The following is a 15,087-nucleotide window of genomic DNA, read 5'->3' as shown; positions in this document are numbered from 1 at the left end:
AGCAATGGTTATGAATGTTACCAGCCGGGATTTTGTTGCATGTTCGGGTTTTTGGCCACTTCGTCGTACCGGATGGGATACAGATACATGGCCGGCGCTTTGAACTGTGGGTGCTGTATTTGAATGCGCTGGTACGTTTTGGTGCCGGCGCTGGAAACGTCTATGCGCATGCCATGCAAGGGCGTGTTCATAACCTGTTCTGCTATCTTCCAGCGGCGGATGTCGAAGAAACGGTGCTCTTCAAATGCCAGCTCCACTCGCCTTTCATTGCGGATGATAGCGCGCATCTGCTCTTTGGTCAATCCGGCCGCCAGTGTATACGGGTTAAGGCCGGCACGGCGGCGAATGGCGGCCAATGCATCATACACTTCCTGTACCGGTCCTGTGTACTCATTCAAAGCTTCGGCATAATTCAGCAATACTTCGCCGTAACGAAAAAATGCAAAATTGTGCGAAGTGTTGGCCAGGTTGTTCTCATTCTCGAAATTGCCCATGAACTTACGCATATAGTAACCGCTGCGGGTTTGTTGCACGTTGGTGTTAGGCTTATCGAGGCCGCCTTCGAACGTTTGCACCGGTCTGTTCATCCATTGCGAACCATTGTAGAAAATGGTGAACGTTAGCCGCGGATCGCGATTGGCATAGGGAAAAGCTGCATCGTAGCCCGAGGCAGGGTCATTTATGGGCAGGCCGTTGCTCATAGGAAAAGCGTCTACCAGTTCCTGGGTAGGACTGGTACGGCCAACCGAAACAGCCGCTGCATAGCCAACCGGACCATTATTTTTTTCCAGGTCCTGGTTAGGGCCCTGCACCTTCGAAAAAATGACCTCACGGCTATTGGGAATGATGAAAATATTTTTAAATTGATCTTCCAGGGCAAACCTGCCGTAATCGATCAGTTCTCTGGCTGCATCGGCGGCCAGTTTCCAGCGTTCGGCATTATAGTCTGTATACCCTGTTAGTGTATTGCCGGCTTCAATATTGCCGCCATTGAACAAAGGGCTGGCGGCATATAACAGCGTTCTGGCCTTTAAAGCCATGGCCGCTCCTTTGGTAACATAACCCAGTTTGCTGTCTTCTATTGGATCGATGTATAAACTGTCGGCAGCCATATTACATTCTGATACTATATAGCTGACGGTTGCTTCAAACGAACTTCTGGCTACACTTACATCATCGTTTACCTGTCGCACCCAATCGCCCATGATGGGTACACCGCCATATCTTTTCAACAGCTCAAAATAAGCGAAGGCCCGTAAAAAACGGGCTTCTCCCCGCCACGCTGGTTTGGCCGGACGGCCATCGGCCAACAGGGTATTCAGTGGCACTTTGTCGAAGTTGTTCAGGAACACGGTCGCCTTGCGAATGGTATTATACGCGTTATCCCAGATATCCTCCGGGTTGGTGAGCGAAGTGAAACTGGAAGTAGCTATTTTCTGGATCATGGTGTTGCCGGTAGCCGATGATATGGCATCGTCGGAGGCAGCATCGAGCAGGTCGGTGCTGACCCTGTTGTAACCGCCTGGTAAATTGCGGTACATGTCGGCCAGAAAACCACGGGCCTTTGTTCCCAGCGAGTCGTTCACATCCCAAACATATTCTTCGGTGAATTGCTCCAGGGGCACATCTTCCCATGTTTTTTTGCAACCGGTGTTCACCAGCGCCGTGAGAACAACCAGCATTGTTAAAGAGAATGATTTATTAAGACGACTCATAGTAACTATAATTTGATATTGATACCTGTGTTGATCACCCGCTGAATAGGATATTCCTTGCCATACACCTCGGGATCGCCATAGGGCACATCGGCATGGGTGAACAGGTTTTGCGCATTGGCAAATACCCGCACCTGCTGCAGCTTCAGCTTTTTCGTCCACGATTGCGGAAGTATATAACCAAGGTCGATGTTCTTTATGCGGATGTAATCGCCGGAATACAACCAGTAGGTACTGCTGGTAATATGATTGTTCGCATTAAAGCCATAAGTAAGCCGCGGATAGCTAGCAGTGGCGGCGTTCTCGGGTGTCCAGCGGCCGAGATGGTGGTTATACAATTGCCCGGTCCTGTTCAACGCACCGAATTCGAATTGTGTTTCCCACGAGTTGAGCAGGAAGGTCCGGTTTTCCACGCCCTGCAGCAGGATGCTGATGTCAAACCCCTTAAACCCGATACCGGCGCTAACGCCATAAAAGAAAAATGGTTTGTTGCCGCCGATATTGGTCTCATCGAACTGGTCTATCACGCCATCCACGTTCAGGTCGCGGTATCTGATATCGCCGGGTTGCAGCGTATAACCGGCGATGGATGCCGATGAATTCGCTTCTTCCTGAGACTGGATCAGTCCATCGGCAATATATCCGAAGTTCGCACTTACCCGCTGGCCTGTTCTTTCATTCCAGGAATAGCGGCGGCCGATCTCATCCATAAACAGCACTTTGGAATTGATAAAACTGCCATTGGCGCTGATGAAATACCGGAAGCCTTTGACAGCATCGTGCCAGCCAACGGAGAACTCGGTACCTGTATACCGGTTGCGGCCAATGTTCTCAGCGGGATAACTATTGCCGATCAGGGCAATGCTGCGTCCGCGTACCTGCATCAGGTCAAAGTATTCATCGCGGTAATAGTCGGCTGTGATCTGCAGCCGGCCCTTCAGCATGCCAATGTCAACGCCGGCATTGAATTTATGCGCCTTTTCCGCTTCCGCATGTTCATTCACCAGCGGTAATTCGTATACGCCGTTTATCGGTGTATTGTTCACGCCGTAGCCGTAGGACTGAAAGCGATCGCTGTAAGAAGGCCGCCAGGTGAAATAGCCCACATTTGCATGGCCGGTCAATCCATAATTCACCCGCCATTTAAACATGTTCAGCCATTGCAGGTTGCTTTTGATAAAGGGTTCTTCAGCCATATTCCATCCTATGCCCCCTGCGTAAAAAACGCCAAAACGATGGCCGGGCTTGAAGCGATCATAACCACTATATGTTACGGCGCCTTCCAAAAAGTACTTATGGGCAAGATCGTACTGCAGCTTTGCTGCCATATTGGTGTATTTGGATGGCAGATCGAAATTGTAAGTGGTTTGTTGCTGATCGAATAAGGTGACAGCTTCAACATGGTGGCGGCCGAATGCCTTTGTATAACCCAGCGAGGCCTGATAAAACCAGAACTGGCCGCTGGAGGTAATACTGAAGTTGTTGGCCTGGTTGAAAAGAGTTCCATATTGCGTATAGGAAGTATCGTTCCCGGCAGTATTCATTTTGAACACCGGCGATACCTTGCTCCTGTTTACAACGGTTGACGTAAGCACCGAAGTGCTGGCTTTTCCTTTGAACCACAAACCCTTTACCCAATTGTCTAATTTGTAAGAAAGGTCCAGGGTGCTTAACAATTCTTTGTCGTTATTCATGATATACCCCGAATTGGCCAGCTGCGCATACACATTGTTGGTATAGGTGGAGGTGCCGCCAAAACTGTTATTGGGGTTGAATTTGGGATAAGCGTTATTAGGTGTACCGAGCATGGTCCTGAAGATATTCAGATAGCCGGCGCCTGGCTGGTTCCCATCCTGGATGCGGCCGAAGATCTGTAAGGAGATATTGAAGTTTTTGGTAAGATCAACGTCTACTTTGGTGTTTATCAGGTAGCGTTTTAGTTCCAGCCTTGTATTATAGGAATTGTTGCCGCCTTCCTTCAGCATCCCCTGCTGACCCGTGTAATTCAAACCTACCAGGTAGCGTGCTACCCTTGAACCGCCCGTGATATTTAACGAATACCGGTTTAATGGAGCACTCTTTTCAATCAGCTCGTGCTGCCAGTTGATATCGGGATACAAATAAGGGTCCACGTGATTGCGGTAACCTTCAAATTGCTCTTTGGTGTAAGCAGGCGGCTGGCCGCTGTTGATCAACGCTTCATTCATCAGGTAGGCAAACTGGTATGCAGGTAACGGATCCAGCAGGCCCAGCGGCGACTGCCACCCAGATTGTGCGGTCAATGAGATCTGTGGGGCCCCCTGTTGTGGTCTTTTCGTGGTAACCAGTAACAGGCCTCTTGAACTTTTTTGCCCCAGCAGGATAGACGACAGCGCGTCCTTCTGTACCGATATGGATTCGATCGTTTCGGGATCAAGTGAAAAGATATCGCGCTGTACACCGTCGATCACCGTTACCGGGTTTTGCCCGCGCAGCGAAAGATTGATCTCGGTGTTATCAGTGGTTCCTGTTGTTCCCACTGAAGCCGCATTCGGTATATTGAACAATATTTCCTGCTGCGTGATGCCGGTCGTGGGCGTAAACGTAAATCCACTGCTTTGCTGTGCATACAACCCGGCCAGGCGGCCCGGTAAGGCATAGGCATATAACGAGGCAGGCGTTGTGGTGAGCTGATGGGTATAAATAGTAGCGGTTGCCTGGATCAGATGGGCATTGCTTTTTTCACCATAGAGGATATTAATGCGTTGGGCGTGTTGCGCCTTTCCGATAATAATGGTATCGGCAGTACCGGACGGCAGTGTATCGGCGGTGGCTTTACCGGTTTGCGCCCGTAACGTGCCAATGCTCATCAACAGCAACCCACACCCGGAGGCCATGATATGTTTATAGAAGCTGCAAGCCATAGTTAATTTTTTAGAGGATCTACAGGGGTATAGTTTTTAGAACGATCACTGGCAACTGAACGTAAATACGAAGGGATCACCTGTGTTCCCCTGTTTAAATACTTTAATGGTTCCCGTTACATCGGTGAAATAGTATTCTATTCTGTCCAGGGTTTGTCCTTCGGTTAGTCCAAAGTATTTACGGGGCCAGAGATCCTTGCGCCATTTTTTACCGCCTAATGCCGTAAAGGCAGTAGCGTCGTCCTGTTTGCAGATGGTTATTTCCTGGTTGTCGGAAGTATACGCTTTGGCGCAGAGAAAGACTTTATCGGCGCCTGACAGGTTGGTAGCAATAGCGTCTTCATCATAGTTGATAGTAATGATATCGTTATCTGTGCTTTGTACGGGATCGATGGCGCTGATTTGGGGGCTGCAAAAATCGATCAGCGGGCCGCTGCCATTGATCACCTCAAAACAATCGCTGAACCATTTGCCGTAAAATTTGGGTTCGCTGAGCTCCTGCTGACTCGAAGCGCTGAAATAACCCAGTTTCACCCGCAGGTTTTGCGCACCGACCTTCACTTTGATAGTTACATCGGCCTCAATGGGCGGCAGATCGCTCATGTCAAAGGCTTTGTCAGACTGAAATACTATCCATTCCAGATCGTTGATATAGTTGCCGCCAATGCCTAAACGCTCCTGTATGGCCTCCGCCCAGGTGGTACTGGATCCTTTCGGGGCAGCATTGGCCGGTACGGGGCTCATGGTGCCATTGTCGAAGCTGCTTGTATAATACATGCGCATGTTCTGGCGTGCATTCCAGCTGCGGGGCGCCAGAAAACCAATCACCAGCCTCGACTGTGGCTGGTCCCAATAGGGATCCATCCAGGCTTTTACAACCGCTGTGAGTGTATCCCCGGCGTTTGTGGAAGAAGGTTGGGTAAGGCCGCGTATTTCGATACAGTTGGCGACAATGATAGCAACTGCAAAGAGGAAAAACAGGATGCGCAGCTTTTCTTTTTTAAGCAATCGTTTCATAGTAATTATTTATGCTATAGGGGCAATGGTTCAAGGGTATATTCGTATTTGTTGGAAGTACAACCCGGACTGAACGTGAGCAGGAGGCTTCTTTTGCCTTTCACCACCGGGTATCGGAAGATGGGGTTCACCGGCGTAGCCGACCCCTCGGGCAACAGGCTGAGTGCCTGCGGATATTGCGGATCATCAAAATGCCATCGCCCGTTCCTGGCCACTACGAATGGTACAGGATCCGTAAGGGTATAACTACTGTCGGTAAAGGTGATGCGGAAAGCGCTGAAATCAAACCGCGCCGTTATGTCTTCGCCATTGCGGATCACTTTTACAATTTTCCAGGCGCCAGTCAATGGTTTATCAGCCTCTGTGAACACGAGCTCTTTTTTCTGACAGGCGAAAAGGGTCACCAGCGCAAACACCAGCGCATATTTTATTTTTTTCATTTGGAGTTGTTAAACTTCATTAATTACCAACCGGTATTCTGGATCAGTTCGGGCGATTTAGACAACTCGCCCTGTGGCAATGGCCACAAATACATGGCAGGCCTGAACACATGCGGCCGAACGTCAATCGTTTTATAGCTGTACACCCCGCCGTTTTTCGTAACCTCCTGTCCATGCATGCGTTTGTTATCGGTTTGTTCAGCTATTTTCCAGCGCCGCACATCCCAGAAGCGCTGTTCTTCAAATGCCAGTTCTATGCGACGTTCATTTTGAATGGCGCTGCGCATTTGTTCCCTGGTGAGGCCTGCCGTTAGCTCATATGGATCTAAGCCCGCTCTTTTGCGAATGGCTTCCACGGCATTGTACACCTCCTGAACCGGGCCATCGATCTCATTGAGCGCTTCCGCATAATCGAGTAAGATCTCTGCATAGCGAATGAGCGGAAAACAGCGCTGGGTTTGACCAAAATTGTTGGGCACGATATCTTCCTGCAGCATTTTATTGATGTAAAAACCGGTAGGCGTTCCTACGTATATGCCATCCTGTGGTTCTCCCACATAGGTATACAAAGGTTGTTTGGGACCGTTGTTCTTCCATATCATGGATCCATTGCGGATAATAGTATAATCAAAGCGGGGGTCACGGTTTTGGTATGGGTTGGCCGGGTCGTAGCCCGAGGCGGGATCGGTGATGGGTTTGCCATTGCGCATGGGAAACGCTTCGGCCAGTTCCAGATAAGGATTGGAACCATCGCCGGCGCCGCGGCTTGGCGGCAGCCACATGCCTTCCAGTTCTCTGTTAGCAGCGCGCATTTCCTGCAAAATGTATTCATCGTTCTTACGCAGCGTAAATAATTTATAGAAGCCGTAACCGGGCGCCGTGGTATTGTCTTCGTTCAGCTTGTAACGATTGAGATCGATGACTGCCCTGGCGGCATCGGCCGCTTTACGCCACCGCTGCTGATCGGCCACTGGGTAACCGGTGAGCGAACGCAGCGGTTCGGTTGTAGCCAGCTGTTCGCCATTGAAGAGCGGACTGGCAGCATATAACAATACTTTAGCCTTCAACGCCATGCAGGCGCCCGAGGTGATGCGGCCGAAGTTGACCGTGAACTGCGAGGCGGGCAGCAAGGGTGTTACTGCATCGCATTCGGCTACAATGTAATTAACAGTTTCTTCAAAGCTGTTACGCTTTACCTCGATAGGCGCTTCTGTACTGTAAATTGTATCGCCAATGAGTGGCACACCGCCGTAATGTTTCATCAGATTAAAGTAATACCAGGCACGGAGAAAACGGGCTTCTGCAAGCGCAGTGGTTTTGAGCGAAGATGAAAACGGGGAGTTCGGTGCATTTTTCAGGAACACATTTACCCGCCGGATATTGGCATAACAAACAGCCCATGCATCGCTGGTTACACTGGATGCGTTGACTGACGCGCCCGCCCATTGAATATAAGCACTGGCGCTGGCGGAAGCCGGCCCCTCTGCTTCATCGCAGGCCGCTTCGAGCCCCGCCCCACCAAAACGAAAGGGATTGAAGCTAAATCCAATATCGGCGTAAATACCTGTAAGGAATTGCATGGTACGGGTACTGTCGGAAAATACAGACCGTTCCGTAAGATCAGACGTAGCCGTTTTATCAAGAAAGTCGCCTTTTTTACAGGCCACCAGGCAACACAGTATAATGATACCGGCAGCAATATTAGGTTTAATCATAAGCAGCAAAGATTACAGTTAGTCACGCAGGCTGCTGTAAACCGCTACTGCTTGTGCATTATTTGTGATGACTACTTACAGCTTTTTTTGCCGGAAATGAAGTAGGTATTTGCAGGCCTGGCAAATTCAATGGTACTGCCATTGGCAAGCGCCAGCATGTCGAGTATATCGTTCAAAGGCGTGTTTTGATGAAAGCTCGCTGTGATGCGGCAATGGCCGATACTGGTATCTTTAAAGGTGAGTTGTATACCGAATCTTTTTTCGAGGCGTTTGGCTACCCCGCTGAAAGGCATGTCGCGGAACACCAGTTGCCCGGTTGTCCAGGCGGTGACATTACCGGCCATGGCACTGTCTTTCTCGAATGTTCCATCTGATTTATACAATATGCGCTGATCGGGCAGCAGGATACCACTGTTGTGCAGGGAATCAGTTACTGCCACCCTGCCACGTTTTACCGTTACGGCAATTGCCTCTTCAGGCGAATAGGCGTCAATGTTAAAGGCGGTACCCAGCACTCGGGTCGTGATCTTGCCGGTGTGCACTTCAAAGGGTTCCCCTTCCCTGTGGGCAACGTCAAAAAATGCTTCTCCCTGCATCCAAAATGCTCTTTTGCCGCTCACAAAATTACTGTCGTAGCGTATGATAGAACCTGCATTCAACCAAACAAAAGAACTGTCCGGCAACCGGATCTTCCTTATTTCATGATAGGATCTTTCTTCTTTCCATACTGATGTTAGTGCCGGCGGTGCATAAGCCCGCTTGTTTACAGAAAAATACAGCGCTCCGGCTGCCAGCACCAACAATACAGCGGCAGCCATTACCCATTTACGGTAGTTAGTCGCGGATGATGTTTGTTCGTATTGAATGCGTTGATGAATGGATTCAAATAATTGTTCGCCCATGGCGCTTTTGTGTTGCTCATCCAGGTCGCTGGTGAGCCCGTTGCCTGTTTCCTGGGCAGCATACCAATCGTCCAGCTCCTGCTGCTCTTCTGCAGAAGCACGGCCGCTTAAAACCTTATTGATCAATTGCTGTATGCGTTGATTTTCCATGCTGCTCTTGTTATGGAACCCGTGCAAAGGTATTCTGAATAAATAACATAATGCTTTTTTTTCGCAGGCCGGCCCATCATTGCAATAACGGGTTCTTTTGTACTTCACTCAGGGGGATCGGCAGCAACAGGTCTGTTTCGGCAAAAGCTTTCAAATGATTGGGCGCTTTGTAACCGATCAAATTCACCATTTGCCCGCCTGCCACATCCAATGTTTTGCGCGTACGCAGCATATCGTACCAGGTTTGCCATTCAAAGCACAGCTCAAAAAAACGTTCTTTCAACACTTCGTCTGCGCTGATCACCGCAGGTTTTGATGCAGCAGGAAATGCCCGGCGCAGCACCTGGTAATAAGCGTCTATAGCAGTTGCGTTTGTAGTGCTGCCGCCATCGGCATACGCCCTGGCTTCTGCGCATAATAACAGTACATCTGCATAACGCAGCAGGCAAAAATTCTGCCCGGCTTTACCGGTCCTTTCGGCCTCCTCATCCCAATATTTATAGATCAATGGCCCGGGCAGGTTGATCATATTGGAAGGATTGTTGTATTGCGCAGCCTGCGTATAAAAGAATACCCGCTCCTGTTTGCGCTGGTCATCGGCCGCAAAAGCATCGTAAAATTCCTTGCGCGGCGCCAATGCCCCTCCATAGGTTGGCTGAATGCTTATGGGCTGTTCGGGGAAAGGCATTAAAAAGAAGTGCATGAAATTTCCGGCATTTACCGGATCGCGCTGGAGCATGAAAATGAATTCCCCGGTGTTTTGCAGGGAAACCTGCCGCAGATCACTGTACCGGGGAAACAAGGTGAATGCATTGCTTTCGATCACTTCCCTCGCCTTCTCGTAGGCCTTCCGGTAATGATCATTTCCTTTTTGCAGGGGATAACCTGCCATCGTTATATATACCTTGGCAAGCAACGATTTTACGGCGCCCATCGTTACATGGCCGCTTATAGCCGTCCATGGCAACCCCGCTTCCTCCGCCTTCAGCAGATCGGCAACGATCTGATCATAGATCTTTTCCTGAGGAGCCTTCGGGATCCGGGTATTGCTGAGATCGGTGGTAGGTGTCGTTTTAAGCGGTATATCGCCAAACAGGCGTACGCCCTGGAAATAATACCAGGCGCGCAAAAAATACACTTCACCCATATATTGCTTACGCGCCGCTTCGGGCAGAAATGTGGTGCGCGATAAATTGTCCAATACACTGTTGCAATTCTCCAGCGGATAATAAATGGCCGTCCACCAGGGCTCCAGGCGGCCATTGGCCGGATCGATGTAATCGAGTCGCAGGAACTGGTTCTCGGCATCTCCATCCCCTGGCCGCAGCCGCGTGCTGTAGCCGGTCAGGTACTCGGGCACAAAGGCCGGACTGGTAGCAACACCAATGCCCGTAGCGAATATATCATCCAGCCCTGCATAAGCGCCATTCACCGCTGCTTTTACCTGGCTTTCCGTGGTATAATACTTGTCAGTCGTTAAAAAACCATCCGGCTCCTCTTTCAAAAACTTTGTGCAGGCACTGAACAGCAGCAATATTGCCCACCCTGCCCTGGTTACGATCTGCTTCATATACTTATTTTAAAACGTTACCTGCATGGTCAACGATATGGTCTTTGCTTTTGGATATTGATACAGATCCACGCCCTGGTTCAGGTCTCCATCGAAGGAAGAGGTCTCAGGGTCATAGCCCCTGTACCTGGTGAACAGTAAATAATTTTCAGCATTCAGCGTTAGGGTGCATTTTTCCATTCGCATTCTTTGCAGCATGCTTACAGGCAATGTATAACTGAATGCTATGTTCCTTACCCTCACAAAAGAACCATCCTCGATGTAATAATTGTCCATTTCATTTTCCCCACCATCTGATGGCAAACGCAATTGTCCGATAGCTGCTTTCTGGTTGTCAACCGTCCATGACCGTAAGATGCTGCCAAAGCTGTTCACATTGGTGGTGGCGCTTTCCATAATGAATCGCGGATAGTTGGCCAGTTTGTGCCCGGTCATGGCGCTCACATCAATGAACAACTGAAAAGGGCCCACTGAAAGAACATTGGTGATGTCCGCCTGGTAACGCGGCATCTTATTGCCAAGGGGCACGCGGTCGCCGGCATCTTTCACCCCGTTGTTGTTTACATCTACCCATTTTACATCGCCTGGCCTGCGGCCATGTGCAGCGGCTTCGCTGGCCTCATCCGTGCTCCAGGTGCCATCACGCAGGTAGCCGAACCATTGATCTATCGGAGCGCCTTCCTTAACACGCCCTGCCCAGTTGTATAAAATGTCGCCATTCAAATGCAATACCTTGGAACGGTTCAGGTAAAAGCTCACGCTGCTGTTCCAGCTGAATTTTTTCGAAACGATATTTCTTGACCGCACACTTAACTCAAGTCCCTGGTTGCGAATGGAACCGATGTTATCATATAACCCTGAATAGCCTGTGGTCGCCGGCAATTGTTTATTATACAGCAGGTCGAATGTCAGTTTCCGGTATACATCGGCGGTAAACTGTATACGGTCGCTGAAAAAGCCGGCATCCAGGCCGATATTCCACTGCCGCTCCCGTTCCCATTTCAGGTTGTCGTTGCCGGGATTGGCTAATTCCACTGCTGGTTGTAATTGTCCGTTAAAAACGATCTGGGTGGGGTTAAGTCTTGAAAGCGTTACATAATTACCGATCTCGGCATTGCCGGTAACTCCCATATTCGCCCTGAACTTTAAAAAATTCACCACCGGTAAATAACGCGCAAAGAAACGTTCGTTGGAGATCAACCAGGAAGCCCATACCGCCGGAAAATAGCCGTATTTGTTATTGGCGCCAAAACGGGAAGATCCGTCTACCCTGAAAGAAGCGCCGGCCACATAACGGTTATCATATTCATGCTGTAAACGGGTATAAAAGGAATTCACCTGGTGTTGTTGCCGGCCCGAACCAGGCTGTTGCCGCACGGTTCCGGCGCCCAGGTTATTATATCCAAAAAAGTCATCAAAGAAATTCTCTGAACCGGCATACGTCCACGTACCCACATTGTAATACCAGCTGGCGCCCATCACGGCGTTCAGTTTGCTTTTGCCGAAAACATCATTGTATGTTAGATAGTCTTCATTCATCCAGGCCGCTGCATTACCATTGAGGCGTTGCGCCACCCCGTTTTGCAGATCGGAAAAACCATACACGTCGATGCCCGAATAGTAATTGCTGTAATTGCCGCCCAACTGACCGCTGAAGCTGGTGACCAGGTCTATTTTTTTATGCAAATGAACGGTGCCGGTGAAATTGCCCATTAAAAACGTTTGACCCGTTACCCACTTTACGTCATTCACCAGCCGAACCGGATTTTCAGAATTTTCTGCGCCCGGATAATCGCCTTTGCGCGACCAGCTGCCGTCGCTGTATTTCACCGGGATGAAAGGAAGGTATTCGTACATTTCACGAATGGCGTTGAGGCCAAGGGCATTCAGATCAACATTCCGGGATTGCAGGCCGCCGCCGTTCAGGATCGTTTTTATCGACAACCATGGTTTTACATTCCAGCCCAGGTTGGCAAATACGTTCAACTGCTGCTGGCGGCTGTTCTTCAGGATGCCCTGCTGGTTGTTGTACGTTATATCGAGCAGGCTTGTCATATTTTCTTTGCCGCCTGAGAAAGTGATGGAACTGCCGGCAGACAGCGCCGTTTGGGTGGCTTCCTGCTGCCAGTCGATATCATACTTTGGCGAGCCGTCGGCATAAAACAGCTCATTTTTACGCGCAAAATTATTGGAAGGGTCTTTATGCGGCGCCAGCCGGCCGGGGACATAGGCATATTGCCGTTCGATCATTTCCAGTGCTTCGCGGGCATTCAGCAGGTCTATGCTGCGGGCCGGCGTGCCTGCGCTGATCCGTTGATTGAACAAAATATTCGATCTGTTTTTTGCACCCTGTTTACTGGTCATCAATACCACCCCATTGCTGCCCCGTGAACCATAAATAGCGGCGGAAGCCGCATCTTTCAGGATGTCTACCGACTGAATGATATTCGGATTGATGAGCATAGGCTCGATACCAACAATGCCATCGAGCACAAACAGGGGCGCATTGGATGCGTTGATAGAGCCGGTTCCCCTGATCTTAATGACCGGACTGCTGCCGGGTTTGCCGGAATTGAGCATGATGCTGGCGCCGGGCACTTTACCGGCCATGGCTTCAACAATGTTCAATGCGGCCGAGCGTTCATTCAACTGGCTGCGGGGAACCGTTACTATGGCTGTTGATAATTGTTTTCGCTGCAGGCGGCCATAGCCGATCACGGTCACTTCCTGTAAAGCCTGTGCGTGGTGAGGTTGTAACACGATGGTCACAGGATGTACCGGCACTGCCATGGTCACGGGTGCAAAACCTATGGAAGTTATATGCAGGCTGTCGGGTCTCGTGGCGTTGATCACAAACCGGCCCTGATCGCCGGTTATGGTCAAACGATCTGTATTTTTGACAATTACAGTTACGCCAGGCAGGGGCTGCCCATTGCTATCTACAACGCGCCCGCTTGCGATAAAAGGGCCGGCGGATGATCTGTCAGTGTGCTGCTCCTTTTCGAGTATAATTATGTTATAACCTCTTTGCCGGAATTCGAAATGCGCCGGTAACAATTCATATAATACCTGGCTTACAGCGGTGTGCCGCCGGTTGATGGAGATCTTGCCCACCGCTTCCAGTTCGGCGCTGTTGTATACAAAACGGAACGGTGTCTGGGTTTCTATTTCCTGCAATACTTTGTCCAGCGGCCTGTTCCTTGCTGTAAGGTTAACGACAACATCCTGTAAACGCGGCGCATGTTGCGATTGGGTAGTTTTGGCGAGTAAACAGCCAATGAGCAGTAACAGGGTATTCGGCCGCCACCAGCCATTGGGCAAAATAACCAGCAGAACGAGTTTTTCGGTGAGCTTTTCCATCATGGGCAATTCGTTTTTCAATAAGGGATGTTACTGGCCATGCCGGTTCCCCTGCATCTCTGCGGAAGTCTGTTTAATGGCGGGATGTTGTTGATTAAATGCGGCTCAATATACATAAAGCTTTTCACCTGTACGCCCCTATTCCTAAGTCACGGGAATGGATGGATGCCGCTAATGCACAGCATTTTTTTTTAGCACGAAAACTGCGGAAAAGGGGCACTTGCGTGACTAACTACAAAGATGTTCCCCACTATTTCAGACCTGTTGCAATACCTTACCGGCTGGCGGTTACCCCTGCCCTTTCAAACATTCGGGACCATGATGGCGTTGGCATTTGCCGGTGCTTATTGGGCTTACGGCGTTGAACTGAAACGGAAAGAAGCAGCAGGACAAATAAAAGCCATTGAAAAAATCGCCGGCAGCACGGGATGGCCTGCATTGGCCGGATACGCCCTGCTGGCCGGTATAGTGTCGGCTAAGCTGATCCCTGCCATTATGCATTACCGCTCTTTTGCAGCGCATCCCGATCGCATATTGTTCTCCCGTGTGGGTCATTGGCCGGTTGGACTATTGACCGCTTTGCTGGCAGCCGGTTTATTGTACCGGACAAAAAGAAAAAAAGCGGCTGTTGTTGAAAAGATCATGGTGCATCCTTATCAATTGATGCCTTCCCTGTTATGGTGGTGCGGCCTCGCCGGTTTTGCGGGTGCAGTAGTTTTTCACCGGTTGGAAAATGCGACCGGTGAAGGGTTCACGTATTATGGCGGTCTGCTGTGTGGTATCGGCGTTGCTTTATACATCGCGTACCGGCACAAGATCCCATTGGTGCACATGCTCGATATGGGCAGCCCGGCCATGATGCTGGCTTATGGCATTGGGCGGTTAGGCTGTCATTTGTCGGGCGATGGCGATTGGGGCATTGTGAATACGGCTCCCATGCCGAACTGGCTGTCTTTTTTGCCATCGGGTTGCTGGGCGTACCAATACCCGTTAAGCGGTCAACCGGTATTTCCCACCTCTTTATATGAAGGCATCGCCTGTTTGTTGTTATTTCTGCTGCTATGGCAATTGCGCCATCGTTTTATTACGCCCGGTAAACTGTTTGCTGTTTATTGTTTACTCAATGGAACGGAGCGGCTGCTGATTGAACAGATCAGGGTCAACCCGGTGTATAGGGCCGGTTTTATCCGCTTTACCCAGGCCGAATTGATCGGCAGCCTCTTTATCGTCACAGGGATTATTTTTTTATTGGCTACAGCTTTAAAAAGGAACGGGCGCATGAATACCGTTCATGCACCCGCTGCTGTTCCGTAAT

The 15,087-nt window shown here is 49.9% G+C and carries 9 protein-coding genes; 1 reads left to right on the top strand and 8 read right to left on the bottom strand.

From position 1 onward, the window contains the following. Positions 1-17 precede the first annotated feature (17 nt). The 8 genes from JUB15_RS17205 to JUB15_RS17170 form a co-directional block, all read right to left on the bottom strand. Positions 18-1,715 (bottom strand): RagB/SusD family nutrient uptake outer membrane protein, encoded by a 1,698-nt coding sequence (locus tag JUB15_RS17205; protein WP_242696390.1) that lies wholly within the window; start codon positions 1,713-1,715, stop codon positions 18-20. Between the two features lie 5 nt (positions 1,716-1,720). Beyond that, a complete protein-coding gene (locus JUB15_RS17200) occupies positions 1,721-4,618 on the bottom strand; it encodes a SusC/RagA family TonB-linked outer membrane protein (RefSeq protein WP_207513733.1) in 2,898 nt (965 codons plus the stop codon). A gap of 45 nt (positions 4,619-4,663) precedes the next feature. Continuing rightward, positions 4,664-5,635 (bottom strand): DUF4961 domain-containing protein, encoded by a 972-nt coding sequence (locus JUB15_RS17195; protein ID WP_207513732.1) that lies wholly within the window; start codon positions 5,633-5,635, stop codon positions 4,664-4,666. A 14-nt stretch (positions 5,636-5,649) separates the two neighbouring features. Further along, a complete protein-coding gene (locus JUB15_RS17190) occupies positions 5,650-6,075 on the bottom strand; it encodes a DUF5004 domain-containing protein (RefSeq protein ID WP_207513731.1) in 426 nt (141 codons plus the stop codon). A 23-nt stretch (positions 6,076-6,098) separates the two neighbouring features. Next, entirely contained in the window at positions 6,099-7,790 is a 1,692-nt protein-coding gene (locus JUB15_RS17185) for a RagB/SusD family nutrient uptake outer membrane protein (RefSeq protein ID WP_207513730.1), read from the bottom strand. Between the two features lie 71 nt (positions 7,791-7,861). Further along, positions 7,862-8,842 (bottom strand): FecR family protein, encoded by a 981-nt coding sequence (locus JUB15_RS17180; protein WP_207513729.1) that lies wholly within the window; start codon positions 8,840-8,842, stop codon positions 7,862-7,864. Positions 8,843-8,918: 76 nt separating this feature from the next. After that, positions 8,919-10,412, bottom strand: a complete 1,494-nt coding sequence (locus JUB15_RS17175; RefSeq protein WP_207513728.1) for a RagB/SusD family nutrient uptake outer membrane protein — start codon at positions 10,410-10,412, stop codon at positions 8,919-8,921. A gap of 9 nt (positions 10,413-10,421) precedes the next feature. After that, positions 10,422-13,793, bottom strand: a complete 3,372-nt coding sequence (locus tag JUB15_RS17170) for a SusC/RagA family TonB-linked outer membrane protein (RefSeq protein ID WP_207513727.1) — start codon at positions 13,791-13,793, stop codon at positions 10,422-10,424. Positions 13,794-14,012: 219 nt separating this feature from the next. On the opposite strand from JUB15_RS17170, the gene JUB15_RS17165 reads away from it, so the two are divergent. Continuing rightward, complete coding sequence (locus tag JUB15_RS17165) at positions 14,013-15,086, top strand: prolipoprotein diacylglyceryl transferase (RefSeq protein ID WP_207513726.1); 1,074 nt, start codon at positions 14,013-14,015, stop codon at positions 15,084-15,086. The last annotated feature ends 1 nt before the right edge of the window (position 15,087 follow it).

It is taken from the genome of Longitalea luteola (genome assembly GCF_017356035.1).
Classification (GTDB): domain Bacteria; phylum Bacteroidota; class Bacteroidia; order Chitinophagales; family Chitinophagaceae; genus Niastella; species Niastella luteola.
Note: the sequence above shows the minus strand (reverse complement) of the source record. Positions and strands in the feature narration are given on the sequence as shown.

Excerpts from the sequence above, each read along its gene's own strand:
- JUB15_RS17205 (WP_242696390.1), bottom strand. The coding sequence starts at position 1,715 with ATGAGTCGTCTTAATAAATCATTCTCTTTAACAATGCTGGTTGTTCTC.
- JUB15_RS17180 (WP_207513729.1), bottom strand. The coding sequence starts at position 8,842 with ATGGAAAATCAACGCATACAGCAATTGATCAATAAGGTTTTAAGCGGC.
- JUB15_RS17195 (WP_207513732.1), bottom strand. The coding sequence starts at position 5,635 with ATGAAACGATTGCTTAAAAAAGAAAAGCTGCGCATCCTGTTTTTCCTC.
- JUB15_RS17165 (WP_207513726.1), top strand. The coding sequence starts at position 14,013 with ATGTTCCCCACTATTTCAGACCTGTTGCAATACCTTACCGGCTGGCGG.
- JUB15_RS17185 (WP_207513730.1), bottom strand. The coding sequence starts at position 7,790 with ATGATTAAACCTAATATTGCTGCCGGTATCATTATACTGTGTTGCCTG.
- JUB15_RS17175 (WP_207513728.1), bottom strand. The coding sequence starts at position 10,412 with ATGAAGCAGATCGTAACCAGGGCAGGGTGGGCAATATTGCTGCTGTTC.
- JUB15_RS17190 (WP_207513731.1), bottom strand. The coding sequence starts at position 6,075 with ATGAAAAAAATAAAATATGCGCTGGTGTTTGCGCTGGTGACCCTTTTC.
- JUB15_RS17200 (WP_207513733.1), bottom strand. The coding sequence starts at position 4,618 with ATGGCTTGCAGCTTCTATAAACATATCATGGCCTCCGGGTGTGGGTTG.